At 68.6% G+C, this 24,190-nt stretch carries 24 protein-coding genes; 8 read left to right on the top strand and 16 right to left on the bottom strand.

Translation table 11 applies throughout. The features are described from left to right. On the top strand, window positions 1-1,602 hold the full coding sequence (locus tag DIE23_RS10920; protein ID WP_124612128.1) for a bifunctional aminoglycoside phosphotransferase/ATP-binding protein: 1,602 nt from the start codon (window positions 1-3) through the stop codon (window positions 1,600-1,602). Window positions 1,603-1,667: 65 nt separating this feature from the next. On the opposite strand, the gene DIE23_RS10915 is transcribed toward DIE23_RS10920, so the two are convergent. After that, window positions 1,668-2,117: a CBS domain-containing protein gene (locus DIE23_RS10915; RefSeq protein WP_124612127.1), complete on the bottom strand. Its 450-nt coding sequence runs from the start codon at window positions 2,115-2,117 to the stop codon at window positions 1,668-1,670. Window positions 2,118-2,426: 309 nt separating this feature from the next. Between DIE23_RS10915 and DIE23_RS10910 the strand changes: the two genes are divergently transcribed. After that, window positions 2,427-3,020, top strand: coding sequence for a rhomboid family intramembrane serine protease (locus DIE23_RS10910; protein WP_124612126.1), 594 nt, complete (start codon window positions 2,427-2,429; stop codon window positions 3,018-3,020). Between the two features lie 48 nt (window positions 3,021-3,068). On the opposite strand, the gene DIE23_RS10905 is transcribed toward DIE23_RS10910, so the two are convergent. From DIE23_RS10905 to DIE23_RS10880, 6 genes are all read right to left on the bottom strand, one after another. Then, a complete protein-coding gene (locus DIE23_RS10905; RefSeq protein WP_124612125.1) occupies window positions 3,069-3,533 on the bottom strand; it encodes a hypothetical protein in 465 nt (154 codons plus the stop codon). Window positions 3,534-3,686: 153 nt separating this feature from the next. After that, window positions 3,687-4,982 carry a nitrate/sulfonate/bicarbonate ABC transporter ATP-binding protein gene (locus DIE23_RS10900; RefSeq protein WP_409364229.1) on the bottom strand — a complete coding sequence of 432 codons (1,296 nt, stop codon included), beginning with the start codon at window positions 4,980-4,982 and terminating at the stop codon, window positions 3,687-3,689. A 93-nt stretch (window positions 4,983-5,075) separates the two neighbouring features. Further along, a complete protein-coding gene (locus DIE23_RS10895) occupies window positions 5,076-6,809 on the bottom strand; it encodes an ABC transporter permease subunit (protein WP_124612123.1) in 1,734 nt (577 codons plus the stop codon). Between the two features lie 198 nt (window positions 6,810-7,007). Next, the gene (locus tag DIE23_RS10890; RefSeq protein ID WP_124612122.1) at window positions 7,008-7,967 is read right to left on the bottom strand and encodes an acetyltransferase; all 960 of its coding nucleotides are present in this window, start codon (window positions 7,965-7,967) and stop codon (window positions 7,008-7,010) included. 171 nt (window positions 7,968-8,138) lie between these two features. Beyond that, a complete protein-coding gene (locus tag DIE23_RS10885; protein WP_124612186.1) occupies window positions 8,139-9,503 on the bottom strand; it encodes a nicotinate phosphoribosyltransferase in 1,365 nt (454 codons plus the stop codon). A 78-nt stretch (window positions 9,504-9,581) separates the two neighbouring features. Next, a complete protein-coding gene (locus DIE23_RS10880) occupies window positions 9,582-10,022 on the bottom strand; it encodes a hypothetical protein (protein WP_124612121.1) in 441 nt (146 codons plus the stop codon). Here DIE23_RS10880 and DIE23_RS10875 point away from each other — a divergent pair. Continuing rightward, entirely contained in the window at window positions 10,009-10,263 is a 255-nt protein-coding gene (locus DIE23_RS10875; RefSeq protein WP_124612120.1) for a hypothetical protein, read from the top strand. The two genes, DIE23_RS10880 and DIE23_RS10875, sit on opposite strands and share 14 nt — an antisense overlap. A 3-nt stretch (window positions 10,264-10,266) precedes the next feature. Here the strand turns inward: DIE23_RS10875 and DIE23_RS10870 are convergent, their stop codons facing one another. From DIE23_RS10870 to DIE23_RS10860, 3 genes are all read right to left on the bottom strand, one after another. Continuing rightward, window positions 10,267-10,731 (bottom strand): hypothetical protein, encoded by a 465-nt coding sequence (locus DIE23_RS10870; protein WP_124612119.1) that lies wholly within the window; start codon window positions 10,729-10,731, stop codon window positions 10,267-10,269. A gap of 90 nt (window positions 10,732-10,821) precedes the next feature. Further along, complete coding sequence (locus DIE23_RS10865) at window positions 10,822-11,271, bottom strand: CBS domain-containing protein (RefSeq protein ID WP_124612118.1); 450 nt, start codon at window positions 11,269-11,271, stop codon at window positions 10,822-10,824. A gap of 235 nt (window positions 11,272-11,506) precedes the next feature. Next, window positions 11,507-11,908 (bottom strand): hypothetical protein, encoded by a 402-nt coding sequence (locus DIE23_RS10860; RefSeq protein ID WP_124612117.1) that lies wholly within the window; start codon window positions 11,906-11,908, stop codon window positions 11,507-11,509. Between the two features lie 353 nt (window positions 11,909-12,261). Between DIE23_RS10860 and DIE23_RS10855 the strand changes: the two genes are divergently transcribed. Then, complete coding sequence (locus DIE23_RS10855) at window positions 12,262-12,681, top strand: hypothetical protein (RefSeq protein ID WP_124612116.1); 420 nt, start codon at window positions 12,262-12,264, stop codon at window positions 12,679-12,681. A 186-nt stretch (window positions 12,682-12,867) separates the two neighbouring features. Next, complete coding sequence (phaZ, locus tag DIE23_RS10850; RefSeq protein WP_124612115.1) at window positions 12,868-14,082, top strand: polyhydroxyalkanoate depolymerase; 1,215 nt, start codon at window positions 12,868-12,870, stop codon at window positions 14,080-14,082. Between the two features lie 57 nt (window positions 14,083-14,139). Here phaZ and ppsA read toward each other — a convergent pair whose 3' ends face one another. The 5 genes from ppsA to DIE23_RS10825 all read right to left on the bottom strand — a co-directional run bounded on the left by ppsA (window position 14,140) and on the right by DIE23_RS10825 (window position 20,644). Then, the gene (gene ppsA, locus DIE23_RS10845) at window positions 14,140-16,551 is read right to left on the bottom strand and encodes a phosphoenolpyruvate synthase (RefSeq protein ID WP_124612114.1); all 2,412 of its coding nucleotides are present in this window, start codon (window positions 16,549-16,551) and stop codon (window positions 14,140-14,142) included. 280 nt (window positions 16,552-16,831) lie between these two features. Next, complete coding sequence (locus tag DIE23_RS10840) at window positions 16,832-17,683, bottom strand: amidohydrolase (protein ID WP_124612113.1); 852 nt, start codon at window positions 17,681-17,683, stop codon at window positions 16,832-16,834. 15 nt (window positions 17,684-17,698) lie between these two features. Then, entirely contained in the window at window positions 17,699-18,538 is an 840-nt protein-coding gene (locus DIE23_RS10835; protein ID WP_260436034.1) for a sugar phosphate isomerase/epimerase, read from the bottom strand. Next, entirely contained in the window at window positions 18,535-19,275 is a 741-nt protein-coding gene (locus DIE23_RS10830) for an SDR family NAD(P)-dependent oxidoreductase (RefSeq protein ID WP_124612111.1), read from the bottom strand. The genes DIE23_RS10835 and DIE23_RS10830 overlap by 4 nt, the downstream gene beginning before the upstream one ends. Window positions 19,276-19,297: 22 nt before the next feature. Continuing rightward, window positions 19,298-20,644, bottom strand: coding sequence for an MFS transporter (locus tag DIE23_RS10825; RefSeq protein WP_124612110.1), 1,347 nt, complete (start codon window positions 20,642-20,644; stop codon window positions 19,298-19,300). A 173-nt stretch (window positions 20,645-20,817) separates the two neighbouring features. On the opposite strand from DIE23_RS10825, the gene DIE23_RS10820 reads away from it, so the two are divergent. Then, window positions 20,818-21,750 carry a LysR family transcriptional regulator gene (locus tag DIE23_RS10820; RefSeq protein ID WP_124612109.1) on the top strand — a complete coding sequence of 311 codons (933 nt, stop codon included), beginning with the start codon at window positions 20,818-20,820 and terminating at the stop codon, window positions 21,748-21,750. 74 nt (window positions 21,751-21,824) lie between these two features. On the opposite strand, the gene DIE23_RS10815 is transcribed toward DIE23_RS10820, so the two are convergent. Next, entirely contained in the window at window positions 21,825-22,730 is a 906-nt protein-coding gene (locus DIE23_RS10815; protein ID WP_124612108.1) for a LysR family transcriptional regulator, read from the bottom strand. A gap of 119 nt (window positions 22,731-22,849) precedes the next feature. Between DIE23_RS10815 and DIE23_RS10810 the strand changes: the two genes are divergently transcribed. Continuing rightward, the gene (locus DIE23_RS10810; protein WP_124612107.1) at window positions 22,850-23,800 is read left to right on the top strand and encodes a ketopantoate reductase family protein; all 951 of its coding nucleotides are present in this window, start codon (window positions 22,850-22,852) and stop codon (window positions 23,798-23,800) included. Beyond that, a complete protein-coding gene (locus tag DIE23_RS10805) occupies window positions 23,797-24,189 on the top strand; it encodes a VOC family protein (protein ID WP_124612106.1) in 393 nt (130 codons plus the stop codon). Before DIE23_RS10810 ends, DIE23_RS10805 begins: the two co-directional genes overlap by 4 nt. Window position 24,190 lies beyond the last annotated feature (1 nt).

The raw sequence follows: 24,190 nt of genomic DNA, 5'->3' as shown, positions 1-24,190 counted from the left end.
ATGTCCCGAACGCCTCACGTACCGTTCGCGCTGGGCCGCGGAAATGCACGACGAAAGGCGATGCAGTTCGATCGCGCATTGAGCCGGCCCGTCACGTATCCGCACCCCGCGGGCCGCATCGAGCGGATCGAAACCCATCTGTCCGTCGTCTATCTGGCCGGGCGCTACGCGTACAAGCGGATCAAGCCCGTGCACTTCGCGTTCGTCGATCTCGTGCGCCCTGCACAGCGGCGCCGCTGCGCGCTCGCGGAGTGCACGCTCAATCGACCGTTCGCCGGCCCGCTGTACCTGGGCGTCTGGCCGCTCGTCGCGCGCGGCCGGCGCTGCACGTTCGGTGCGCCGGTACCGACCGGCGGGCGCCGGCGGCGGCAGACGGCGCCCGGCGAGTACATCGTGCGCATGCGCCGGTTCGACGCGGATGCGATGTTGTCGGTTCGCAGCGCGTCGCGCGACGACGGCCTGGCCGATGCGGACGCCCTCGCCGATACGCTGGCCCGCCATCATCTGCACGCGCCGCGCCGTGCGCCGCGCGGCCATCCCGGCAGTGCGGCGAGCGTCGCGGCCCAGTGCCGGCCATTGCTCGACACGCTCGACGTCGCCGTGCCGGACGAAGCCGCGCTGCGCGCCTGGTACGCAGCCGAGTTGACCCGCATCGCACCGCGGCTTGCCGATCGGCATGCGCACGGTTTCGTGCGCGCGTGCCACGGCGATCTGCATCTCGACAACATCGTCCGCTGGCGCAACCGGATTCTGATGTTCGACTGCATCGAATTCGCCGACGCGCTGCGCTGGATCGACGTGGCGAGCGATCTCGCGTTCGCGTTGATGGATTTCTCCGCCCACGGGCGCGAGGATTGCGCCCACCGCCTCCTGTCCGGATGGCTGGCACGCACGGGCGACCATGCGGCACTGGGCGTGCTGCCGTGCTACTTCGTCTATCGGGCGCTGGTGCGCGGGCTGACCGCGCGTCTGCGCGGCGACGAAGCGGTGCGCGCCCGCTATCTGCGCACTGCGTCGGCCATGGCCGCTACGCGACGCGATGCGCACCCGGTGCTGCTCCTGTGTCACGGCGTGTCCGGGTCGGGCAAATCGCTGGCCAGCCGCGCCCTGTCCGAGCGGCTCGGGGCGATCAGGCTGTCCAGCGATGTCGAACGCAAGCGCTTCGCGGGTGCGTCCGAGCAAACCCGCCTGCCGCCGGGCGCCTATTCGGACACGGCGATCGACGAAATCTACGAACGACTGCTTTCAGAGGCCGGCGTGGTGCTCGACAGCGGCTACACGGCGCTCGTCGACGCGACGTTCCTGCGCGAACGCAACCGCGCGGCGTTCATCTCGCTGGCCGCACGGCTCGGCGTGCGCGTGGTGATTCTTGATTTCACCGCGAGTCAGGCGACGCTCGCCGCGCGTGTCGCGGCGCGGGCGGCACATGGACGCGATGCCTCCGATGCCGACACCGCCGTGCTGGCCCGACAGATCGAGCATGCGGACCCGCTGACCGAACCGGAGGCTGCGATCTCGATTCGTTTCGACACCGATTGCGATGCCGCGGCGTACGGAAGCCACGCGTTCTGGGCGCCACTGCTCGCCTCTTTGCGTAAGTAAGCTGGCGGTGCGAGCCCCGCGGGCAACCGGCCCGGCCACCCGGGCCGGGCGCCGCCGCCGCGACGTCACGCGCGGAACCGCTGCTCCTCGATCTGCTGCAGCTTGCCGACTTCCGCGACGCCGCCGAGCAGCCCCGCGAGATGCTCGACGATATCGTCGAGCGTCACGATGCCGACGAGGCGGCCCGCGTCGTCGACGACCGGCAGCCTCCGGATGCCCGACCGGCGCATCTCCTCGAGCGCGACGCCGATCTCGTCCGTGTCCGACACGACGACCAGGCCCCGCGACATGATCTGCCCCGCCGTCACGTCGGCCGGATCGTCGCCGCGGGCCATCACCTCGATCACGAGATCGCGGTCCGTCACCAGGCCGATCGGAACGGCTTCGCCATCGCGGTACTCGATCACGACGATATCGCCGACATGCGCGTGCCGCATGCGGTCGGCCAGTTCAAACGCACTGCATTCGGCCGTGCACGATTCGACCGGCTGGGTACTGATTCTTCCGATGTGCATGATGAAGCTCCCGTTGCCCTTTGCGTGGACGATACGCACGTGCCCCGCGCGGCGGCGACACATGCTTCCGGAGTTCAGCGTAAGCGCGGCGCCCCGGGCAGGCTTGACGCACGTCAACGTGACGCTCGCGATCGCCGCGACGAAGCGCGGACGGCCAGGCTCGACCGGAACGCACCAGGCGGCGGCCGGCCATGATCTGCCTCAACGGCCGCGCACGTGCCACCGCTAACTTGACGGTATGTCGTGACGTTCGATCCCGGCCGCGCCGCTGGCCGGCAACGTCACTTCCGTCCCGCGGATTCCATCGCCATGACCTACGCATTGATTCTGGTGAACTTCGCCGTGTTCATCGCCGAGGCAAGCGGCGGCCCGGCGCTCATCGACCTGTTCGCGCTGTGGCCGCCCGCTCGCGCGGGAATGCCGGCGGCGCCGGGTTTCCACGTCTGGCAACTGCTGACCTACAGCGTGCTGCATGCCAGTCTCGCCCATCTTGCGTTCAACATGTTCGGGCTCTACATGTTCGGACGCGACGTCGAACGCGTGCTCGGGCGCGCGCGCTTTCTCGGGCTCTATCTGGCGAGCGTGCTGGCCGGCGCGATCACGCAGCTCGCGGTCATCCGGGCCTTGCCTGCCGGCGGCGCGCCGACCGTCGGCGCGTCGGCGGGCGTGTTCGGTGCATTGATCGCCTACGCCGTGCTGTTTCCGCAACGGCGCGTCGTCCTGCTGTTTCCGCCCGTGCCGATGCCGGCCTGGCTCTTCGCGACCGGCTATGCGGTGACCGAATTGCTGTCCGGTCTCAGCGGCGACACGAGCGGTATCGCGCATTTCGCCCACCTCGGCGGGATGCTCGGCGCGCTCGTGTGCCTTGCCGTCTGGAGAAAGCGCGCGGACGTGCGTGCCTAGCGGCTGTTCAAGCGAATAACGGGCCGTGGCGCCCGTTCCCGCCGATGCCTAGATGCTGAGATACCCCTGGAACAGCCACGGCGGGCCGGTTCGTTCGCCCGTCGCGCGACCGCTCGCGGCAGGCGCGCAGACCCCCGAGAAGCCGGGCGACCCGTCCTGCCAGAACGACGGCACGAACGAAAATTCGCCGTTGACCGTCACGACGAAGTCGCGATTGAACGGCGACGGCGCGAAGATCGTCACCTCGCGGAAGAACGACGTAGCCTCGTCGTGCGCCGTGCTGCGCGCGGCAAGCAGCCCCCGGGAGTCATAGCGCGCCGGCAGCGTGTAGATTTTCCCGCCGCGCTCGACCGCTTCCGCCGGCGTGAACACGAGTTCCACACCCGGGTACGGCAGGCGATAAGGCTCGCGACAGATCGGGCCGTCAGGCCCGAGCGCGAGTGGCGGATGAGCCCACAGCGAAAGCGACAACGGGCTCGTGCGCTGGGCGAAGTATTCGGCAAGCCAGTTCATGGTCAGTCCTCCCGTGAACGGTCGGTGGCATCGGGTTGCGGAGCATCTCCGCCGGATCGACGCGGCTGCGCCGACGGTACATCCAGCGTCGCACGCCCCGCCGCGCGACACTTGATGCCGATCAAGCACGCAACCGACATGCGGCCCGAACGGTCAGCGACCGAAGGTACGGGTATGGTCGTCGTAGTCGAACAGCCCCGCATAACGCCCCCAGTCGGTCACGACCCGCAGCGCCTGCTCCGCGCTGCGTGGATCGAGATGGTCCTCGAGCTCGAGCTCGAAGCGCGCGCGCGGCGCGCGATGCCCTTCGCGTTCGCCGAGCACTTCGTCGATATGCGCGGCGAGCGGCACGAACCGGACAATATGCTCGCGAAACAGACGCCGCCGGGCATCATCGTCGCTGTGCGCGAACACCTGGCCCGCGGCGCTCAGCCGGATGGTCCTGTCGTGCCATTCGGCAAACGCGAGCAGATGGAGCGCGGCCGCCGTCGAATACAGCGCGTCGACCCGGAGGGCGAGCGCCGACGCGATCGCCCCGAGCTCCACATGTCCGTCGTACGGCGCGGCCGCGAGCGTGTCGACGAACCCGGCGAGATGGTGGCTCGACACGTTGGGCAGCTTCATGGCCAGCGCACTGCCCGTCGCTTCCCGGCCTGCCGTCGCGTCGGCGATGCGTGCGGTCAGCGTCGCATAGATCTTGCCGACGATCGCCTGGACGGCCGGATCGTGCCGGCTGCGCGGACGCGGCAGCGGCACGTTCAGCGTCGCCTCGATGCGCGCCGGAGCGGCGCCGAGCACCAGGATGCGATCGCACATCAGCACGGCTTCCTCGATGTTGTGCGTCACCATCAGCACCGACCGGGTCGACAGCTGGCGCGCGTCCCACAGGTCGAGAAAATCGGTGCGCAGCGTTTCCGCGGTCAGCACGTCGAGCGCCGAGAACGGTTCGTCCATCAACAGCAGCACGGGTTCGCTGACGAGCGCGCGGGCGAAACCCACCCGCTGGCGCATGCCGCCCGACAGTTCGCGGGGAAATGCCGATTCGAACCCGTCGAGCCCGATCAGCTCGATCGCGGCGGCCGCGCGGGCGCGCACGTCGCGTGGGGCGAGGCCCAGCGCGTCGAGGCCGAGCTCGACGTTTTCGATGACGGTCAGCCACGGGTACAGCGCGAAGGTCTGGAACACCACCGCGATGCCGTCGGTCGGACCGGCGAGCGGTGCGCCGCGATACGCCACCGCGCCGGACGACGGTTTGACAAGGCCGCCGGCGATCCTCAGCAGCGTGGACTTGCCCGAGCCGGAGCGGCCCAGCAGCCCCAGTATCTCGCCTTCGTGCAGCGCGAGATCGATATCGGCCAGCACGTGCAGCGGTTCGCCGGACGGCTTCGTGAACGACTTGCATACGGCCAGCATCTCGAGCACGACCGCCGCCGTGTCCGAAGGCGGCACGGTCGCGCTCGCGACATTCCGTTCCGTGGATTCGTCGAGATTCGGCACGCGGTTCTCCCATGAGTAAAGGGCGCCAAAGGATCGAGTGCGGGCTCAATCGAGCCGCGTGCGGCGCTCCGCGAATGCGTACATCGGGCGCCACACGAGCCGGTTGGTCGCGATCACGAGCAGCGACATGACGGCGACGCCGAGCGCGATGCGCGGATAATCGCCGGCGTCGGTCATCCGCGCGATATACGCGCCGAGTCCGCCGGCGTTCAGGCGCGTGCTGCCCCAGCTCACCGCCTCGGCGACGATGCTCGCGTTCCATGCGCCACCCGACGCGGTAATCGCGCCCGTCACGAAATACGGCAGCACACCCGGCAGCATGACGCGACGCCACCACGTCACGGGCCGCACCCGGAAGCATGCCGCCGCTTCGCGCAGGTCGGCCGGGAACGCGCTCGCGCCGGCGATCACGTTGAACAGCACATACCATTGCGCACCCAATATCATCAGCGGGCACAGCCAGATGTCGGGCTCGAGCCGCAAGCGCACGATCGCGAAGACGGCGACCGGAAACAGCAGGTTGGCCGGAAACGCGGCGAGGAACTGCGTGACCGGCTGGATGCGGGCGGCCACGCGCGGCCGCAGGCCGATCGCGATACCGATCGGCACCCACAGCGCCGACGCGAGCACGACCAGCACGGTCACGCGGGCGAACGTGAGCCCCCCTGCGCCGACCACGACGCGCAGGTCCGTCCAGGTCAGCGTCGCGCGTCCGAGCCGGAACAGTGCGTACACCGCATACGCGCATCCCGCGGCGCACAGCGCGAACCAGAGCACGTCGCCCGTGTGCCGCGGCAGCGCGATCCGGCCGCGCCACGCCGGCGTGAACCCGCGCAGCCGCGCACGCGCCGCGCGATGCAGCAGCGCGCGGACCGGGCCGCTCGCGCGGGCGACCCATCGCGAGCGGTGGAACAGGTCGAGCATCCAGCTGCGCGACGCGACCGTGGGCGCCGCATCGCCGTACCGGAACCGCTCCGACCACGCGACCAGCGGCCTGAACAGCAACTGGTCGTACAGGACGATCGCGACGCTCATCGCGACGATCGCCCAGCACACCGCAGCCAGGTCGCGGTTCGCGATCGCCTGCGCGACATAGGCGCCCACGCCGGGCAAGTCGACGTGCAGGTTGCCGACCGCGATCGCCTCGGATGCGACCACGAAGAACCAGCCGCCCGACATCGACATCATCGCGTTCCAGACCAGGCCGGGCATCGCGAACGGCACGTCGAGGCGCCAGAAGCGCTGCCACGCGGACAGCCGGAAGCTGCGGCTGGTCTCGTCGAGATCGAGCGGCACCGTGCGCAGCGCCTGGTAGAAGCTGAACGTCATGTTCCACGCCTGGCTCGTGAAGATCGCGAAGATCGCCGCGCACTCGGCGCCGAGGATCCGCCCCGGGAACAGCGACAGGAAGAACAGCACGGTAAACGACAGGTAGCCGAGGATCGGCACCGACTGCAGCACGTCGAGCAGCGGGATCAGCACGCGCTCGGCGCGACGGCTGCGCGCCGCCGCGGTCGCGAAGACGAACGTGAAGGCGATCGACGCGAGCAGTGCCGCGAACATCCGCGCGACGGTGCGCAGCGTGTAGCCGGGCAGCGCCGCCGGGGACAGCGAGATGGCCGGAGGATGCGCCACCGTCAGCGGGCCGGCCATCTGGTGCGCCCAGGTGCCGGCCAGCAGCAGGAAACCGACGACGATCAGCGTCGCGACGAGATCCCGCCAGCCCGGCGCGGGCAGCGTCCAGCGCCCACCGCGCAAAACCTCCGCATGGTGCTCCACGACGCCTCCCCCGGCGATGATGGCGGTTCATCTTCCCGGGCCGGCAGGCCGGCGGGCTTGACCTGAGTCAACCGCCCTGCAACGGGCGGCGCCACGATTGCAGCGCGTACCCCCGCGCAACGGCCACCGTTCAGGAGCATCTCGATGACACCCGTTCCGGCCACACCGTACCGCCTCGACGAGCACGCCTGCGCCGGCTCACGCGGCGGGGTATGCGTTCGAGAGTGCGTCGACGAACGCGTCGAGGCGATCCGGCGCGAGCCGGTTGATGCCGGCCGCCCCTTCGCGGCCGCCGCCTTCCGGAAACGCGCGGCACAGACGATCGGCGCCGTACGGCGCGGCGACCGGCGCGCGAACGCTGACTGTGTAAACGCCTGCTGCCGACATCGTCAGCACCGCGTGAGCACGTGTCGCGTCCCCGCGCGCGAGCCGGTTGGCAAAGACGCCGCGCACGCGGCGCGCCCAGCGCGCGTCGGGCAGGATATAGACGTCCGCCCCGGGCAGTGCGATGCTCGCGCGCTGTCGCTCCGCACGCGCGATATCGCGCCGCCGGTTGGCGTCGAGCCGCCGCGCAAGCGGCGACGCCGCGAAATCGAGCGGGTTCGCATAGTGCCGCAGCACCGCATACACGGCCAGCGGCGCCATGAAAAGATCGTCGGGGGAATCGCCGTACCCGTTGTAGTTGACGGATTCACCGAGCCCCTGCAGCCGGTAGGCATCGGCATCCGTCAGGCCGGAGGCGGCGGCGAGGCTGGCGGCCACGCCGACGAGATTGTCGCCATATGCGCCGACCACCGCCCAGCGCCGCTGCCGGCCCGCCAGGTACCGGTCGACGATGACGCTCGTACAGGTGTCCGGCGCCGTATCGATATGCGCGCGAAGATGCGGATGAGCCGGCACGGCGCCGGGCATGTGGTGATCGAAATAATCGACGTCGACCCCGCGCGCCAGCAGTGCATCGAGGGCCGCGCGGTTCGCGTCGAGCGATACGTCCAGGACGGTGACGGTGTCGCCTCGGGCGGCCGGCACGCGCGCGAGCAACGCGATGTCGCGCTTGGGGCCCGTCACGAGCACCGAGTCGGCCGGCATCGCGAGCCGGAGCTGCTGGAGCGCGCAGATGCCGTCCGCATCGCCGTTGAACACGTCAAAGCGTGTCATGACGCGCAAGGCCCGATGACCGCGTGAATCGAGGTAGCCCTGCCATGGAACGTCTCCCTTTCAGCCCGTCGGCGTTCGCCGCGTGTCGCGCGTTCGGCGAGCGTGACAGGCGCAACGCGGCCACCTCGTCGCTCGGCGCGATCGCGCGGTCATCCGCGATACGGGCATCGTTCATGCCGCTTGCTGCCCCGCGTGCTCGCCCCACTGCGCGGCGAGTGCCGCCAGCGCCGGGGAAATCAGCGGCTGCAGCGGCATGACGGGCATCAGCGCATGCATGGGATCGGGCAGCGTGGACAGTTCGCGCAAGGCGTGAATGCGGCTCTCGCCGAGCGTGGGGGCCGCGAGCCGCGTCCCTGCGACCATGGCGGGCCGCAACAGTGGCGCTCCGTCGATGCACTCGCCGTCGAGACCGACGCAGTCGGCGCTGATTCGCCCATCCGAGCCGTATTGCCGGAACACCTGCTTGCGGCCGGGCAGCGTCGCCTTGCCCTCCGAGCGTTTGCAGCGCGCCCGGCCCGCATACTCGACGAGCTTGTACGCGCAGTCGAGGCACGGTGCGTCCGCCGACGTACTCAACTGCGTGCCGATCCCGAAACCGTCGATGGGTGCGTGCTGGCGGACGAGCTCCTGCAGCCGGATTTCGTCGAGATTGCCGCTCGCGAAGATCGTCGCATCGGTCAGGCCGCCGAGATCGAGGATCGCGCGAACGTTGCGTGCGTGCGCCGCCAGATCGCCGCTGTCGATCCGCACGCCCTTGATGCGCACGTTGTCGGGCGCGAGCCGCTGCGCAAGCTCGACGACCTTGCCCGCCGCATGCTCGGTATCGTACGTGTCGATCAGCAGCAACGCGTTATCCGGCTGCGAGCGCGCGAAGTGCTCGAACGCGAGCGCTTCGTCGTCGTGCGCCTGGACGAATGAATGCGCCAGCGTGCCGTACACAGGAATGCCGTAGCGCAATCCGGCGAGCAGGGTCGCCGTACCGGAGAACCCGGCCAGGTAGCTGGCACGCGCGGACAGCATCGCCGCCTCCGCGCCATGGGCGCGCCGCAGGCCGAAATCGACCAGCAGCCTGCCGTGCGCGACGAGCGTGACGCGCGCGGCCTTGCTTGCGACCAGCGTCGCGTAGTGGAGCAGGTTCATCACGCGGCTCTCGACGAACTGTGCCTCGCGAAACGGCGCCGTGATCCGCAGGATCGGTTCGTCGGCGAAGAACACCGTGCCTTCCGGCATCGCGTCGACGGTGCCCGTAAAGCGGAAGCCGGCGAGCGATGCAAGGAAATCCGCGCGAAAGCGCCCGGTTGCGGCCAGTCGTTCCAGCGCGGTGGCAGTGAAGCGCAGGCCCTCCAGATAGTCGAGCACCGGTTCCAGTCCCGCCGCCATCAGGAATGCGCGATGCTCCGGCAGCGCCCGTACGAAGAACTCGAAGCTGGCCGCGTCGTTCATTCCGCTATCGAACGCGGCCTGCATCATCGTCAGCTCATACAAATCCGTCAGCAGTACGTCGTCGACGTCAGCATCCGGCGAGGATCCGTTCATCATGTGCCTCCCGCGTCGCGTGCGCGCAGTCGTGCGGCCGGTGCCCGGCCGCTTCGATGCGGACAAGCGTCGCTTCAATCATTGCGGCGCCCGGCCCGGGCTCGACGGAACCGCGGTCCAGACGCCATTGCACGACGCGACATACGGATAGTATCCGCGCGGGTCGTTGCAGTAGTACCACGTGCGTGCCGGTGGAAGCCGGCTGGGCGTGGGCGGCGGCCGCTGCATGATGACCGCGGGCGGGATGTACGTCGGATACGGATACATGGGTTCCGGATAGAAATACCAGTAGCCGTCGACGATCCACCACCACGCGTAACGTCCGCCATGCCAGTCCTGCACCCAGTGGCCGCCGCGCCAGTGCGCGCGCTCCCTCGGTGCGAAGTGACGAAAGTCCCGGCCGTGGAAATCCTGGCGAGGGACATGGCGCGCATGCTGCGCATGTGCCGGCTGAGTCGGCACGCAGCACGCCGCAGCGCAGAGCACGAGCACGCGAGATGCGGCTGTGATCCTGTTCATGGTCGTCATCCGTCACGGAGATGCGATCCATCGTATTGACGTGGCGCCGCGCGGCATTGACCGCGATCAACGCATGTCCGCGGGCCGGCCGGATGCCGACGATGCGGCTTCCGGCGGCTTCAGCCGCCATCGTCGTTCTCCCTTCCCTGCTGCTTTCGCGCTGATCGCCGTCCCGCCTGGCCGCACGCATGTCGATTCACCGCGTCAGCGATCGACGGAAATCGGCCGGACATGCCGATGACGTTCACGCGTTGCCGCCGTTGCGACGATCGCCGCTCGTCCCGGGGCCCGAGCCGCGGTGGCGATGCCGGATGAACAAGAACGAGCCGGCGACGAGAAGCAGTATCGTCGCCCACAGCAAAAGCACATAGCCGAACAGCCGCCAGAATTCGCCGACCCGCTGCTGGAGGATCCACGTGCGGTACGACGCGACGTCGCTCGCGGCATCCGGATACGACGCGCGATACAGGAACAGCGGCAGGCAGATGTCGTGATCGGGAAGCGGCGCCGTCAGCAGCGATCCGGCCGGCCGCGCGCTCACGCGCCCGCATTCCGGCGCCGTCATGCCGGCCACGACACCCGCGCTCGACGGATGGTCGTGGATCGCGCCGAGCCACGTCGTCGCACTCGCCAGCAGCAAGCAAAAGCCGATGCCGCCGAGCCAGAAACGCAGCGGGGTGCGCGGACCGGTATGGCGGCCGCGTGTCATGGCGTTGCGCGTGCACGGGCGGCGCACCGCGCCGGTGTCGCGCCCGCCGCCATGTCGTGCACGGCGCGGCGCAAGCCGGACCGCACCGGATCAGTCACGCTGCTTCTCCTCGAAATACGTCTGGCGGGCGGCCACCAGACGCAACTCGTCGAGCAGCGTCGCAGCCGCGCGCAGCATGTCGTCGAGCGAGACGACACCGACCAGGTCACCGTCGCCATCGACGACCGGCAGCCGGCGGACACCGTGCTGGCGCATCCGCTTCGCGAGCAGCCAGATGTCGTCGTCGACGTTCGCGATCGAGACGGGCGTCGACATGATGTCGCCGACGAACAGCGAGCGGGCCTCCGCGTCGGCGCCGACCACGGTGAGCACGATGTCTCGATCGGTCACCATGCCGACCGGCGCACGTCGCCCGTCCTGTTCACGTACGACGACCAGATCGCCGGTGTGCGCGTCGCGCATCATTTCGGCCGCCTCGACGACGGTTGCCTGCGTCGTACATGTGGCCACATCGCGGGTGCAGAGCATCGCGGCATTCATGTTCAATCTCCCGGCCGGGGCGCAGCGGAACGTCGACCGACGTCCGTCGCCGCCCGAACCCTCACGCAACGGAAACGTCCGCGCCGATGCGCACCGCATCGATCCGCGGCTCCCTCTCGAGCGCCTGCTCGACACCCTTCTTCGGCTCGCGGTCGCCTTTCATGGCCATCGGCTCCTGTCCGCATCCGATAAAGACAACGGTAGGTGCGACTTCGCCGCACGGAATTGATGCAGGTCAGCGCGACGCGCCGATCGATGTCGCCGCCATGATCGTGCAACGCGCGATCGTGAAGTCGACGTTGCGACCCTGCCGGCCGCGATCTCGTCTGCCGAGACGCAACACCATCCGACGCCCGTCGGACGACAGGTCGACGGGCGCCTCCGCAAGCGGCGCGGCATCCAGTCGAACGAGCCCCCGATCGACGAGGCAGCGAAGGTCGGCCGGATCGGCCTGCTGGCGCCGCGGTTCGCTGGCGAGCACCATCAGGACCGCGATTTCGTGGGGACTCAGCAATCGGCCGGCATCGACGTCGAGCGGCTGATTCGGGTGCGGTGCGGCAGTGGCCACACTCGGCGCCGCGGCATCGGAACGGGAACGGATCTGGCGATGCGACGTGTTCGTGAACAAGGCGGGCATGATGGCTTCCATATCATGAACGTGACAACGCGGACGGCACGGAACATGTCGATCCCGATCGCGATCGACATGCGGGAACGTCGATCTTCGCGCCTGCCGGTCAATCGATATTGACGCGCGTCATGCGGCTAGCCCGGGCGATCGAAACAGTCGCCGATTCGTCTGACGCAATGTCGCCGAAGCATCGATGCGCATGCGTCGATCGCGCTCCCCATGCGCCAGGCAGTCACGGCCGATAGCCGGACCGGCACCGAGTGCCGCGCTTGACTTCCATCAATGGTCGCGTGCGACATCGCTCATAGATTTCAAGTGAACACGCGGAGCAATCCGCGCAACGAATCCGGATGCCCCTCATGCCAGACGAAACCGAAGCTCGCCGCGCGTTGCTCGTGCACCTGGGCAGCATCCTGCGCACGCTCAGTTGCGTGCTCGAATACGAGCCTGACGACAGGACGATCGACTCGCTGCTGGCCGCCCAGCCGATGCTCGCGGACGTTCCATTGCTGAATCAGGTGTTCGCGCACATGACCGTGCGCGAGTTCACGCGCGCCGTCCTCCACGCATACTGCCTGTGGCCGCAGCTGTTGCTCGACACGCCGCTCGATCGCGATGCGCTCGCCGAGCCCGTGTGCGCGTGGCTGTTCGCCGGCAACCCCGGGGGCTGGGCGCGGTATGTCGCGTCGCTCGGTGCCGAGACGCCGTGGTTCGGGCAAGGCATCGGACCGTCATCGTCGCCAGCCCGGCGTCCGGCGCGCACCTCGCCGGCCATGTGATTGCCCGTCACGCCCCCGGATGCCGGCACGCCGGGCGCACCGTCACGTGGCCCGCTCCGCATTCACGTCGCGTTCGCGATCGGCAGGCCGGCGATCGGGACGACGCTGATTCAGGTCAACCCTTCGCCACACGATCGGGCGACAGTAGACTTGTCCGAATCCCCGGCGATTCCCCGCACATGCGCCATGTGGTATGACCTGATCGAACGGCAACGGCAGTGGTTGCGGGCATGGGACGCGGCGGCGCGAGTCACGCGCGGTCTTTGGCCCGATGCCGCGTCGTCGTGCTACACGGATCTGTTCGAACCCTTGCTCGACCTGCGAGCCGACGTGCCACCGCTCTCCATCGATTCGGTCGACCTGGGCGGCCGCCGCGTCGACGTTGCCGACACGATCGTCGCGCACCCGCCGTTTTGCTCGCTGCGCCGCTTCGCGCGCGCGGGTGCGCAACGCGTGATCCTGCTCTGCGCGCCGCTCGCCGGCCATGCGGCCGTGATGATGCGGGAGACGGTCGAGACCCTGCTTGCCGACGGCGACGTCTGCATCACCGACTGGATCGATGCGCGCGACGTGCCGCGCGACGCGGGTCGATTCGGCCTCGACGAATACGTGTCGATGCTCGACCGCTTCATCGATGCGCTGCTGGACGACGCCCGGCCGCTGCACGTCGTCGCCATCTGCCAGGCCACGTTTCCCTCGCTCGGCGCGATCGCGCTGCGCGCGCAACGCGGGGCCGCGCTGCCGGCAAGCCTGACGTTGATCGGAGGCCCGCTCGATGCCCGCATCAATCCGAGTGCGCTCGGGACCGCGGCCCGGTCGCATTCGCTCGACTGGTGTCGCGCCACGCTGATCGACACGGTGCCGCAAGGCTTCGCCGGATACGGGCGGCAGGTCTTTCCCGCCTATCTGCAGCGTGCCGAGATCGCGGTCGTGTACCCGCAGCGCTACATGACGCTGGTCGAGCGCTATCGGCGGGCGGTGTCGAGCGGCGATGCCGACGCGCTCTCATGCGCACGCCGGGAACTGCGCGAATACATGACGCTCCTCGACATGCCCGCCGAGTACTTCCTCGATACGGTCGACATCGTTTTCCAGCGCGCGTGCCTGGCAAACCGGACGTGGGACGTTCACGGCCAGCGGGTCGACCCCGCCGCGCTGCGCGCGATCGTGCTGCTCACCGTCGAAGGCAGGTGCGATGCCGTCACCGGTGCCGGCCAGACCCATGCGGCGCTGGCCATGTGCAGCGGCCTCGCAGCGGATGCGCGGCAACGCGTCGACGTCGACGATTGCGACCACTACGGACTCTTTACCGGCGATCACTGGCGCAACGACGTGCATCCGGTGCTGCAGGCGACGTTCGCCCGCGCCGAAGACGGCCGGGCACGCTCGTGCGCGGCGTGACGCCGCCTTCAGCCCGGTCCGCCGGCCCGGTACGGTCGTCCAACCATCCGGCCCCGTTCACTCCGGCGACCCACGTTCGCCGGGCGCGGCCTGTTCCGCGGCCGCCACGCGGCGCTTGACCGCGATGAAGCTGTCAGGGCTGACGGAAACCGAGTCGATGCCGCACGCAACGAGAAAATCGGCGAATGCCGGATGATCGCTCGGCGCCTGGCCGCACAGGCCGACTTTCGCCCCGGCGTTGCGGGCGGACTCGATCACGTGGGCAATCATCCATTTCACGGCGTCGTTCTGCTCGTCGAACAACCCGGCCAGCTCCGCCGAATCGCGGTCGACGCCCAGCGTCAGTTGGGTCAGATCGTTGCTGCCGATCGAGAAGCCGTCGAAGCGCTGCGCAAACTGACTTGCCAGGATGACGTTCGACGGGATCTCGCACATCACGTAGATCTGCAAGCCGTCTTCGCCGCGCTTCAGCCCGTTCTCGGCGAGGACCTCGAGCACGCGGTCCGCCTCGTCGAGCGTGCGGCAGAACGGGATCATCACGACCACGTTCCTGAACCCCATGTCGTTGCGCAGCCGCGCGATGGCCCGGCATTCGAGCGCGAATCCGTCGCGATAGCGCGGCGAGTAGTAGCGCGACGCGCCGCGAAACCCGAGCATCGGATTCTCCTCCTGCGGCTCGAACTGCGCGCCGCCGACCAGATGCGCGTACTCGTTCGTCTTGAAGTCGCTCATGCGGACGATCGCCGGCGCGGGATGGCAAACCGCCGCGATACGCGCGAGGCCGTGCGCCAGCCGGTCGACGAAATAGTTCGACGGGTCGTCGTAGCCCGACGTCAACGCGGCGATCTCGCGCTTCGCATGCGGGTCCGTCAGCGCATCGTAATGGGCCAGCGCCATCGGATGGGCCTTGATATGGTTGCTGATCACGAACTCCATGCGCGCGAGCCCGATTCCGTCGGCAGGCAGGCGCCACCACCTGAACGCCGCGGCCGGATTGGCGAGGTTCAGCATGACCTGCGTCCGGGTGGCCGGAAGATCGGTCAGGTCGATCGCCTCGACGTCGTATTGCGCGATGCCCTCGTAGACGAACCCGGCCTCGCCCTCGGCGCACGAGACCGTCACTTCCTGCTGATCGTGCAGCATGTGGGTCGCGTTGCCGGTGCCGACGATGGCCGGTAATCCCAGTTCGCGACTCACGATCGCGGCATGCGACGTGCGGCCGCCATGATCGGTGATGATCGCGGCAGCGCGGCGCATCACGGGAAGCCAGTCCGGATCCGTCGTGTGCGTCACGAGTACCGCGCCATCGACGAAGCGCGCCATGTCGCGTGGACTGTCGATCACGCACACGCTGCCGGCCGCGATCGCCTCGCCGACACTGACGCCGGTGAGCAGCTTCCGGCCGGTCTGGCCGAGCCGATAGGTCCTGATGGCGGTGGCCTCGCGCCGCGACTGCACCGTTTCGGGACGCGCCTGCACGACGAACAGTTCCCCGCTGACCCCGTCCTTCGCCCATTCCATATCCATCGGCTGGCCATAGTGCGCCTCGATCGCGCAGGCCCAGTTCGCGAGCGCCAGGATGTCGCGATCCGCCAGCACGAAGGTGGCGCGCTCGGCTTTCGAGGTCGGCACGTTGCGGGTCGGCGCATCCTCGTCGCGCGCATAGATCAGCTTGCGCGCCTTGCCGCCGAGCGTCTTGCCGATAACAGGCGTGCACGCCGGATCGCCGAGCAGCGGCTTGAACACTTCGTATTCGTCGGGGTCCACGGTGCCCTGCACGACATTCTCGCCCAGCCCCCACGCCGCGCTGATCAGCACCACCTTGTCGAATCCCGTTTCCGTATCGAGCGAGAACATGACGCCGGCCGCCCCGACGTCCGAACGCACCATGCGCTGCACGCCGATCGACAGCGCGACGCGCAGGTGATCGAAGCCCTTTTCTTCCCGGTAGGCAATCGCGCGATCGGTGAACAGCGACGCGTAGCACCGGCGACAAGCGGCGAGCAACGCATGCTCGCCGCGCACGTTCAGGTAGGTTTCCTGCTGGCCCGCGAAGCTCGCGTCGGGCAGATCCTCGGCGGTCGCGCTCGAGCGCACGGCGACATCGACATCGTCTGCGCCGGACTGGCGGCACAGTTGCCGATACGCATCCCGAATCGCGTCGGCGATGTCGTCGGGCCAGTCTCCGTGGAGGATCGCCTGGCGGATCGACGCGCCGGCCTCGGCGAGCGCCATCTTGCGTGCACCGAATGCGTCGAGCGTGCGGCCAATCACCTCCCGCAATCCATTCGCATCGATGAATCGCCAGTACGCGTCCGCAGTCGACGCGAAACCGGGCGGCACGTTCACGCCCTGCGCGGACAGATTGCCGATCAGTTCGCCCAGCGACGCATTCTTGCCGCCGACGCGCGCCACGTCGCCGCGGCGCAGGTCACCGAACCAGACGATGTGTGCTTTCCCGTGATCCATGACGAGCCCTCCGATGGTCGCGGCCGGGCCGCTCGCGACAGGCGCGGTCCGGCATTCGCCGGCGCGGTCGGCCGGACACGCTCATCGTGGCCCGACGCCCCGGTGGCGCCCGTGACCTGAATCAAGAACGGCGGCCGACGCATGCAGGGCGACTTCGTGGCCGGGTGCGTCGGTGCGCGGTATCCAGTTCGGGATGATCGATCGCTTCTGGAAGGCGTCACCAGGCACCGCAAGGTCGAACAGGTTGAAGTGACTGAGCGACGCGGCGGTTCCGCATCGATCATGCACCGGCGCCGTGCGGCCGTTCGTCGAATCCGAACAGCCGCCGCGGCGTATCCCACTGGATCTGCCGCCGGATCGCCGTGTCGGGCACGATCGCCTCGAACAGCGTCAGAAGCGGGCCATAGTCGAGCCGTTCGGGCGCACGCAGAAACGGCCAGTCGGAGCCCCACACGCAGTGTTGCGGCCCGAACGCACGCAGCAGCGCGTGCGCGTACGGCCACGTATCTTCATACGGATGTGGGCCGTTCGAGTATTTCTGCCAGCCGGACAGCTTCACGTTCGCATTGCCGCCTTCCGCGAGACGCAGCAGCGCGTCGAAGCCGGCCTGACCGATCCCGCCGTCGCTGTGCGGCCGTCCGCAGTGATCGATCACGAGCGCCGCGGGTTGCCGCGCGAGCCAGGGGCCGAGCGCCGCCATCTGGTCGCCGGCCACCTGGATCTGCGCGATCATGCCGAGCTCCGCGAGCATCGCGAACAGCGCGCCCGCGCTCGTCACGAGCTCGATGCCCTCCATCGCCGGATTGAACGCGACGCCCGCCACGCCGGCGCGGCGCAGCGCGGCGAGTTCGCCGCGGCCGATGTCGTTGTCGACCACGGCAATCCCGCGAAAGCGCCCTTCATGCGTCTCCAGTGCATCGATCAGGCAGCGGTTGTCGGTCCGATAGCCACTCGTCGGCCCGACGAGCAGCGCGTGGCGCACGCGATACGCGTCCATCACGCGGACGAACTGGGCCGCCGTGCCGATCTCCTGCTGCGTGGGTCGATACGGCGTGTCGTCGCGATACGGAAAGCGCACGGGATCGAACACGTGGCAATGGCAGTCGATCTTGTCTTCGTCGAATACGCTCATCGTGCGGTGTCCCGGTCAGGTTCCTGTCGGCGCGGCAGCGCCCGCGCGCTCGACGACGCGCCGCGCGCCGCGATAGGCCAGTTCGACGCGCGCGTCGACCGGCAGCGACGGCATCGGCATCTCCACGCTCAGCGGCACATCCGCCGGCAATGCGCGCAGCAACGCATCGAGCGGCAACGCGCCATCGCCCGGCGCGAGCCGCGCGGTGCGCGCCTCGACGATCGCCTCGTCGTCGTTGGCCGGCTGCTCGGCGCGCGCGTCGCACAGCTGGGCGAAGCCGATCAGTTCGCGCGGCACCGCCGCGACGTCGGCCGGCGTGCCGCCCGAGCGCGACAGGTGCAGCGCATCGATCACCAGCGCGAGATTGGGCTGCGCCGCACGTGCGATCGCCGCGCGTGCCTGCGCGAGCGTGCCCACGCTGCGCCAGCGCATGAATTCCAGGTCGATCGACAATCCGAACGGCCTGGCGAGGCCCGCGAGCGCGGCAAGATTCGCGACGAGGCGCGCGGCGTCGGCGTCGTCGCCCGACACGCTCACGCAGCGGGCACCGAGCGCGGCGGCCGCCTCGAACAGCGGCAGGCACGACGCGGCATCGAGGTCCGGCACGACGGGAATGAACTCGACGTCGACGACCTTCATGCCCTCACCGGCCAGCACGTCGCGCAGCTCGCGATGCGCGGCGCTGCCGGCGGCGACCGGATAGGCGATACCGCCCGGCATGGCCGGATGGAGGCGCAGCCCGACCGCGGCGAACCCCGCCTTCGCGGCGGCCCGCACCCAGGGCACGGGCGCATATTCCAGCACCGTCAGATGCGCCGCCGCCAGCGGGCGCGCATGATGTTCAGCGGGTTTCAATACGTGGCCCTCCCGCCCGTCAGGTCGAACGTGAAGCCGGTCGTGAAGCTGCATGCGGGGCTGACGACCCAGCTCACCATGCGGCCGACCTCGTCGATCTGCAGGAAACGGCCCATCGGGATCTTCGCCTTGCTCGCGACGATGTGCTCGTCGGACATTTCGCGGAACAGCTCCGTCTCGACCATCGCCGGCGCGATGCAGTTGATCAGCACGTTGTCGTGCGCAAGTTCCTTCGCGGCGGCTTTCGTGAACGCGATCACGCCGGCCTTGGCCGCCGAGTACGCGGAGATGAACTGCACGCCCTCCTTGCCGGCGATCGACGCGACGTTGAGGATGCGTCCGCCGCCGCGCTCGCGCATGTGCGGAACGGCGACGCGGCAGGTGTAGAACACGCTGTTCAGGTCGACGGCCAGCACGCGCTGCCACGTGTCGACCGGATATTCCCAGCTCGGCGCCACCGGCCCGTTGATGCCCGCGTTGTTCACGAGAATGTCGACGTGGCCCAGCGCGGCGACGGTCGCGTCGAACGCGCGCTCCACGGCCTCGTGAGACGACACGTCCACGGCTTCGACGTGATCCGGTGTGAAGCCCGGGCCCTGCTCGTCGCAGCCGCCGACGTCGAGATCCCAGAGCGCGACGCGCGCGCCGTCCGCCTTGAGCTGCCGTGCGATGCCGAGCCCGATGCCGCGCGCGCCACCGGTAACGATCGCGACCTTGCCGTCGAGAGTGTGACTCATGGAAAACTTGTCCTTTCAGAATTCAGTGACGGGAGGATTCGCGGCCGGTCAGCACGATCCGCTGGATGTCGCCGACCACGAACACATAGGAGAGCGCGCCAACCAGCGTGACGGCCGAGATGAACGCGAGTGCGTACACGAACGAGCCCGTCGCGTTGACGATCAGGCCGATGACGAGCGGCGTGACGATGCCGGCGGCGTTCGCGAACAGGTTGAAGATGCCGCCGCTCAGGCCGAGCAGGCCCTTCGGCGCGATATCGGAAACGATCATCCAGGCGAGGGCCGACATGCCTTGGGCGAAGTACGCGACGCACAGAATCGCGATCACGGCTGCGGTCGAATCCACGTAGTTCGCGAGCACGATCGTCGAGGCCAGCAGCAGCCCGGAGATCACCGGCAGCTTGCGCGCCCAGTTCAGCGACACGCCGCGACGCAGCATCGCGTCGGAGATCCAGCCGCCCGACAGCGTGCCCGCCGACGCCGCGATGAACGGCAGCATCGCGACGATGCCGACCTTCAGCCACGGCATGTGGCGCTCCGTGACGAGATAGGTCGGGAACCAGGTCAGGAAGAACACGTTGGTGGAATTGCATGCGAACTGGCCGATGCAGATGCCGAACATGCTGCGGCGGCGCAGCAGCGCGCCGACATCGGACCAACGAAAGCGCATCACGTCGCGGCTGCCGTCGACGACGCCGCCGCCGTTCGCGATATGGTCGAGTTCGGCACGATTCGCGCGCTTCGACTGGTGCGGCTCATGAAAGCGCAGCAGCCAGACGGCGCCGAACGCGACCCCCACCGCACCGACGATGCCGAACAGCGCACGCCATCCGTAGTGTTGATCGATCCAGAACAGCAGCGGGCTGAGAAACGCCAGCCCCACGTACTCGGCGAACGTATAGACGCCCGTGGCGCGCGCCCGCTCACTCTGCGGAAACCAGACCGCCACGACGCGGCTGTTCGTCGGGAAGCACGGCGCTTCGGCCGCGCCGATCAAGAGACGCATCACGAGCAGCGACACGAACCCTGTCGCGAGCCCTTGCAGCCCGGTGAAGAACGACCAGAGCGTCAATGCGAAGAAATAGGTCCAGCGCGTGCCGATACGATCCAGCAACAGCCCGCCGGGGATCTGCGAGGCCGTATAGGTCCACGAGAATGCCGAGAAGATCACGCCCATCAACGCCGGCGTCAGCCCCAGGTCGTGGCTCATGCCGGGCGCGGCGATGCCCGCGACGCTGCGGTCGAGATAGTTGATCATCGTGCCGATCGCGAGCAGCGCGAGAATGCCGAAGCGCGTGCGCGTGCGTGCGACGGCTGCGCCGTGGGCGGCAGGCGCGGTTGGCGCCTGCGACGTCGGGGTCGAGTTCATCGTGTCTCCATCTTGGTCTGGTGGGCCGCCGGATCCCGGAATGCCTTCCGGGCGGCGCGTTCCTCGATGGAGATACTAGGGAGTTGCCACTGCGCTGTCGTATGCCGAGTTTCGGCTATCCTATAACCTTTGGTTAATGGTCCGGGCGCGGCGCGCGGCGGCGGGGAAAGGACATGCGCTTCAAGCTGCGGCAAATGGAAGTGTTTCGCGCGGTGATGCTCACCGGGTCGATCAACGCGGCGGCGAAGATGCTCTACGTGTCGCAGCCGGCCGTCAGCAAGCTCGTGTCGCACACGGAAACGACGCTCGGCCTGCGTCTGTTCGAGCGCACCAAGGGCCGCCTGATTCCTACCGCGGAAGCGCAGGCGCTGTTTCGCGAGGTCGAGCAGGTCTACCAGTCGGCGCTGCGCGTCGACGAGTTCGCGCGCGCACTGGCACTCGGGCCGGCAAGCCTGTTGCGCGTGTCGTGCAGCCCGTCGCTCGCGACGACGATCGTCGCGCCGGCGATCGTCGAGCTCAAGCGCAAGCTGCCCGGGCTGCGGGTCGACTGGCACACGACGCTGATGGCTGAAATGCCGCTGGAGGTGCTGAGCAAGACCGTCGACGTCGCCGTGACGTCGATGCCGATCGAGCACGAGCACCTCGACGTCGTGCCGTTCATGCGCGGACGCATGGTGTGCGCGCTGCCGGCGGACCACCCGCTGGCGGCGCGGCCGCGCATCGCGCTTGCCGATCTCGAAGGCGAGCCGATGATCCTGTTCAGGCGCGACATTCCGTTCGGCACGGTGATCGCGCGCGCGTGCCAGCAGGCCGATGTCGATCTCACGTCGGTCGTCGACGTGACGCGTGCCGACCAGGCGCTCGCGCTGGTGCGCGGCGGGCTCGGGCTCGCCATCGTCGACGAGTTCGCCGCGGAAGGCGCCGATTGCGTCGTGCGCCCGCTCGTCGAGAACCTCGAAATGACTTCCACGCTCGTCTATTCGAAATTCTCGCCGCCGACGCGAAACGCGATGCTGCTGATGCAGGCCATCTACCGGCGTGCCGAACAGCTGGGGCGGCAGACGGGCGTGCTCCCGTTCGAAGGGGTCGGCGCGGCAAGGCGCTGACCGGGACGCCGCCGCAGGCACGCACGACGACCGCCGATTGCGAATACCGACATCAACCGGCGCCACCCCCACGATCAACGCGTGTTCGCGAACAACTGCACCACCACACCGCGCAGCCAGCGATTGCCGGCTTCATGGTGATATCGCGAGTGCCAGTGCTGTCGAACCGCAAACCCCTCGACCTCGATCGGACAGGCATGAACCGCCAGATCGTTGGTCTGGGCCAGCGTCTCGCCGATATGGCGAGGCAGCGTCGTGATCAGGTCCGTGCTCTGGACGATCGCGCCCAAACCCAGAAATCCGGGCAGCGCCAGCACGACCTGACGCTCGATGCGCTCGCGCATCAGCGCCTGGTCGAGTAGCTGCGCGCCCGTTCCGGCGGTAATGACCACATGGCCCTCCGCCCGATACTGTTTCACGCCGAGGCGCGCGCGAATCCTCGGGTGATGGCGATTGGCCAGACACACCCAGTCCTGGTCGTACAGTTTCTGCTGGTAGATCCCGCCACCCAGCCACGGCACGTAGCCGATCGCGAGATCGGCTTCGCCCGACTCGAGCGCCCGTTCCGTGTTGCCGTCGATCCTCGCCGCCTCCAGCCTGACACCCGGCGCCTGCGCGCGAACGTGTGCCAACAGCCGCGGCAACAGCGTGACATGGCTCGCATCGGTCATGCAGATGCGAAACCGGCGCTGGGCTGTCGCCGGGTCGAACGCGATTTCCCAGGCCGCGAAACGCCGCAACGATTCGAGGATTTCGCGGCACGGGCCGATGAGCGCGTCGGCCTGAGGCGTCGGCGCCATGCCGCCGGGCGTTCGAATGAACAGCGGATCGTGCAGGTGTTCGCGCAGGCGTCCGAGCCAGATGCTGACCGTCGGCTGACTCTGTCCGAGTTGCTCGGCCACGCGGGTGACGCTGCGCGCGTCGTACAGCAGATCGAACAGCTGGAGCAGCTTCAGGTCGGGAAGATCGGTCGGAATCATGGAATCGTCGCTTTATTGTCTATTGCAATGACGCCATTGTAGTCATTGCATTGCCAGTATGACGGGCGACTTCTATCGTGCAGCGATACGTCAACCCTGCATGACATTGGAGACACCCCATGAAGATTGCAATGCTGGGCGCCGGCGCGCTGGGCTGCGCGATTGGCGCCGCCCTGACCGAAGGCGGCCACGAAACCTGGCTGATCGACCGCTCGCCGTCGCACGTCGGCGCGATGTGCCGCGACGGCCTCCAGGTCGACGATACGAGCGGATCCCGCCGCGTGCGCGTCCGCGCGACGACGCAGGCGGCCGACGTCGGCGTCGCGGACCTGGTGATCGTGCTGGTCAAATCGTTCAATACCGACGCGGCCATGCGCGGCGCGCAAGGGCTGATCGGGCCCGACACGCTCGTGCTGTCGCTGCAGAACGGCCTCGGGCACGAGGACATCCTCGCCGACGTCGTCGGCCGCGAGCGCGTGCTCGCCGGCAAGACCTACGTCGGCGGCGTGCGGCGCGGCGACGGACACATCGAATCCGGCGTGGCCGGCAAGCGCACCAGCATCGGCGAGCTCGACGGCCGCATCACGCCCCGCGTGCAGGCGATCGCCGACGCATTCAACGCCGCGGGCCTCGCGACGACGGTCAGCGACAACATCGTCGGCACGATGTGGGACAAGCTGCTGGTCAACGTCGCCACGGGCGCGCTCACCGGCATCACCGGCCTGACCTACGGGCAGTTGTACGACGAACCGCTGCTGAAGGCGACGTCGCTCGCGGCCGTCGCCGAGGCGATCGAGACCGCGCAAGCGGCCGGCGTCAGGCTGTCGATGACGGACCCCGAGCAGGCGTGGACACTGGCCGCCGAAGGCCTGTCCGCCGCGTTCAAGACGTCGATGCTGCAGAGCCTGGAGAGAGGCGCGATCACCGAGATCGACTTCATCAACGGATCGGTCGTGCGCTGGGGACAGCGATACGGCGTGCCCACGCCGGTCAACGCGACGCTGGTCGCGTGCATCAAGGGGATCGAACGCGCGATGGCCGATCGCCGGGCGCAGGAGGTTGCCGCATGAGCGCCACGAAAGCCTATCTGGAGCACGTCGCCATCTGGGTGAAGGACATTCATTGGCACATCCGGTTCTTCGAGGACGTGCTCGGCATGACGATGCGCGAGGTGGACGGCACCGTCGACGCGCCGCGGCAGTACTGGACGCTCGGCGGCATGCAGTTCATCCATGCCCCTGCGTGGGACGGCCCCGAGGGCCGGCTCGGCCATCTGGGCGTGATGTGCGAAGACCTGGAGGCCGCGCTGGCCGCGGCGCAAGCGTACGGCGTCACTGAAATGCCGCAGGGGCGGAACTGGCTGCGCCTGCCCGACGGCCTGGCCGTCGAACTCATTCAGGCAACGCCCGCCTCCTGTGTCGCGCAGGCGCTGGCGATCAATCCGCGAACGGAGGCATGAC

Origin of the sequence: Burkholderia sp. Bp9143 (assembly GCF_003853645.1) — a bacterium.
GTDB lineage: Bacteria > Pseudomonadota > Gammaproteobacteria > Burkholderiales > Burkholderiaceae > Burkholderia.
This window is presented reverse-complemented; position numbering and strand designations above follow the sequence as displayed.

Bases quoted from the DNA above. Each gene is read 5' to 3' on its own strand.
- DIE23_RS10920 (WP_124612128.1), top strand. From the start codon at position 1: ATGTCCCGAACGCCTCACGTACCGTTCGCGCTGGGCCGCGGAAATGCA.
- DIE23_RS10915 (WP_124612127.1), bottom strand. From the start codon at position 2,117: ATGCACATCGGAAGAATCAGTACCCAGCCGGTCGAATCGTGCACGGCC.
- DIE23_RS10910 (WP_124612126.1), top strand. From the start codon at position 2,427: ATGACCTACGCATTGATTCTGGTGAACTTCGCCGTGTTCATCGCCGAG.
- DIE23_RS10905 (WP_124612125.1), bottom strand. From the start codon at position 3,533: ATGAACTGGCTTGCCGAATACTTCGCCCAGCGCACGAGCCCGTTGTCG.
- DIE23_RS10890 (WP_124612122.1), bottom strand. From the start codon at position 7,967: ATGACACGCTTTGACGTGTTCAACGGCGATGCGGACGGCATCTGCGCG.
- DIE23_RS10885 (WP_124612186.1), bottom strand. From the start codon at position 9,503: ATGAACGGATCCTCGCCGGATGCTGACGTCGACGACGTACTGCTGACG.
- DIE23_RS10880 (WP_124612121.1), bottom strand. From the start codon at position 10,022: ATGAACAGGATCACAGCCGCATCTCGCGTGCTCGTGCTCTGCGCTGCG.
- DIE23_RS10870 (WP_124612119.1), bottom strand. From the start codon at position 10,731: ATGACACGCGGCCGCCATACCGGTCCGCGCACCCCGCTGCGTTTCTGG.
- DIE23_RS10865 (WP_124612118.1), bottom strand. From the start codon at position 11,271: ATGAATGCCGCGATGCTCTGCACCCGCGATGTGGCCACATGTACGACG.
- DIE23_RS10860 (WP_124612117.1), bottom strand. From the start codon at position 11,908: ATGCCCGCCTTGTTCACGAACACGTCGCATCGCCAGATCCGTTCCCGT.
- DIE23_RS10855 (WP_124612116.1), top strand. From the start codon at position 12,262: ATGCCAGACGAAACCGAAGCTCGCCGCGCGTTGCTCGTGCACCTGGGC.
- phaZ (WP_124612115.1), top strand. From the start codon at position 12,868: ATGTGGTATGACCTGATCGAACGGCAACGGCAGTGGTTGCGGGCATGG.
- ppsA (WP_124612114.1), bottom strand. From the start codon at position 16,551: ATGGATCACGGGAAAGCACACATCGTCTGGTTCGGTGACCTGCGCCGC.
- DIE23_RS10840 (WP_124612113.1), bottom strand. From the start codon at position 17,683: ATGAGCGTATTCGACGAAGACAAGATCGACTGCCATTGCCACGTGTTC.
- DIE23_RS10830 (WP_124612111.1), bottom strand. From the start codon at position 19,275: ATGAGTCACACTCTCGACGGCAAGGTCGCGATCGTTACCGGTGGCGCG.
- DIE23_RS10825 (WP_124612110.1), bottom strand. From the start codon at position 20,644: ATGAACTCGACCCCGACGTCGCAGGCGCCAACCGCGCCTGCCGCCCAC.
- DIE23_RS10820 (WP_124612109.1), top strand. From the start codon at position 20,818: ATGCGCTTCAAGCTGCGGCAAATGGAAGTGTTTCGCGCGGTGATGCTC.
- DIE23_RS10815 (WP_124612108.1), bottom strand. From the start codon at position 22,730: ATGATTCCGACCGATCTTCCCGACCTGAAGCTGCTCCAGCTGTTCGAT.
- DIE23_RS10810 (WP_124612107.1), top strand. From the start codon at position 22,850: ATGAAGATTGCAATGCTGGGCGCCGGCGCGCTGGGCTGCGCGATTGGC.
- DIE23_RS10805 (WP_124612106.1), top strand. From the start codon at position 23,797: ATGAGCGCCACGAAAGCCTATCTGGAGCACGTCGCCATCTGGGTGAAG.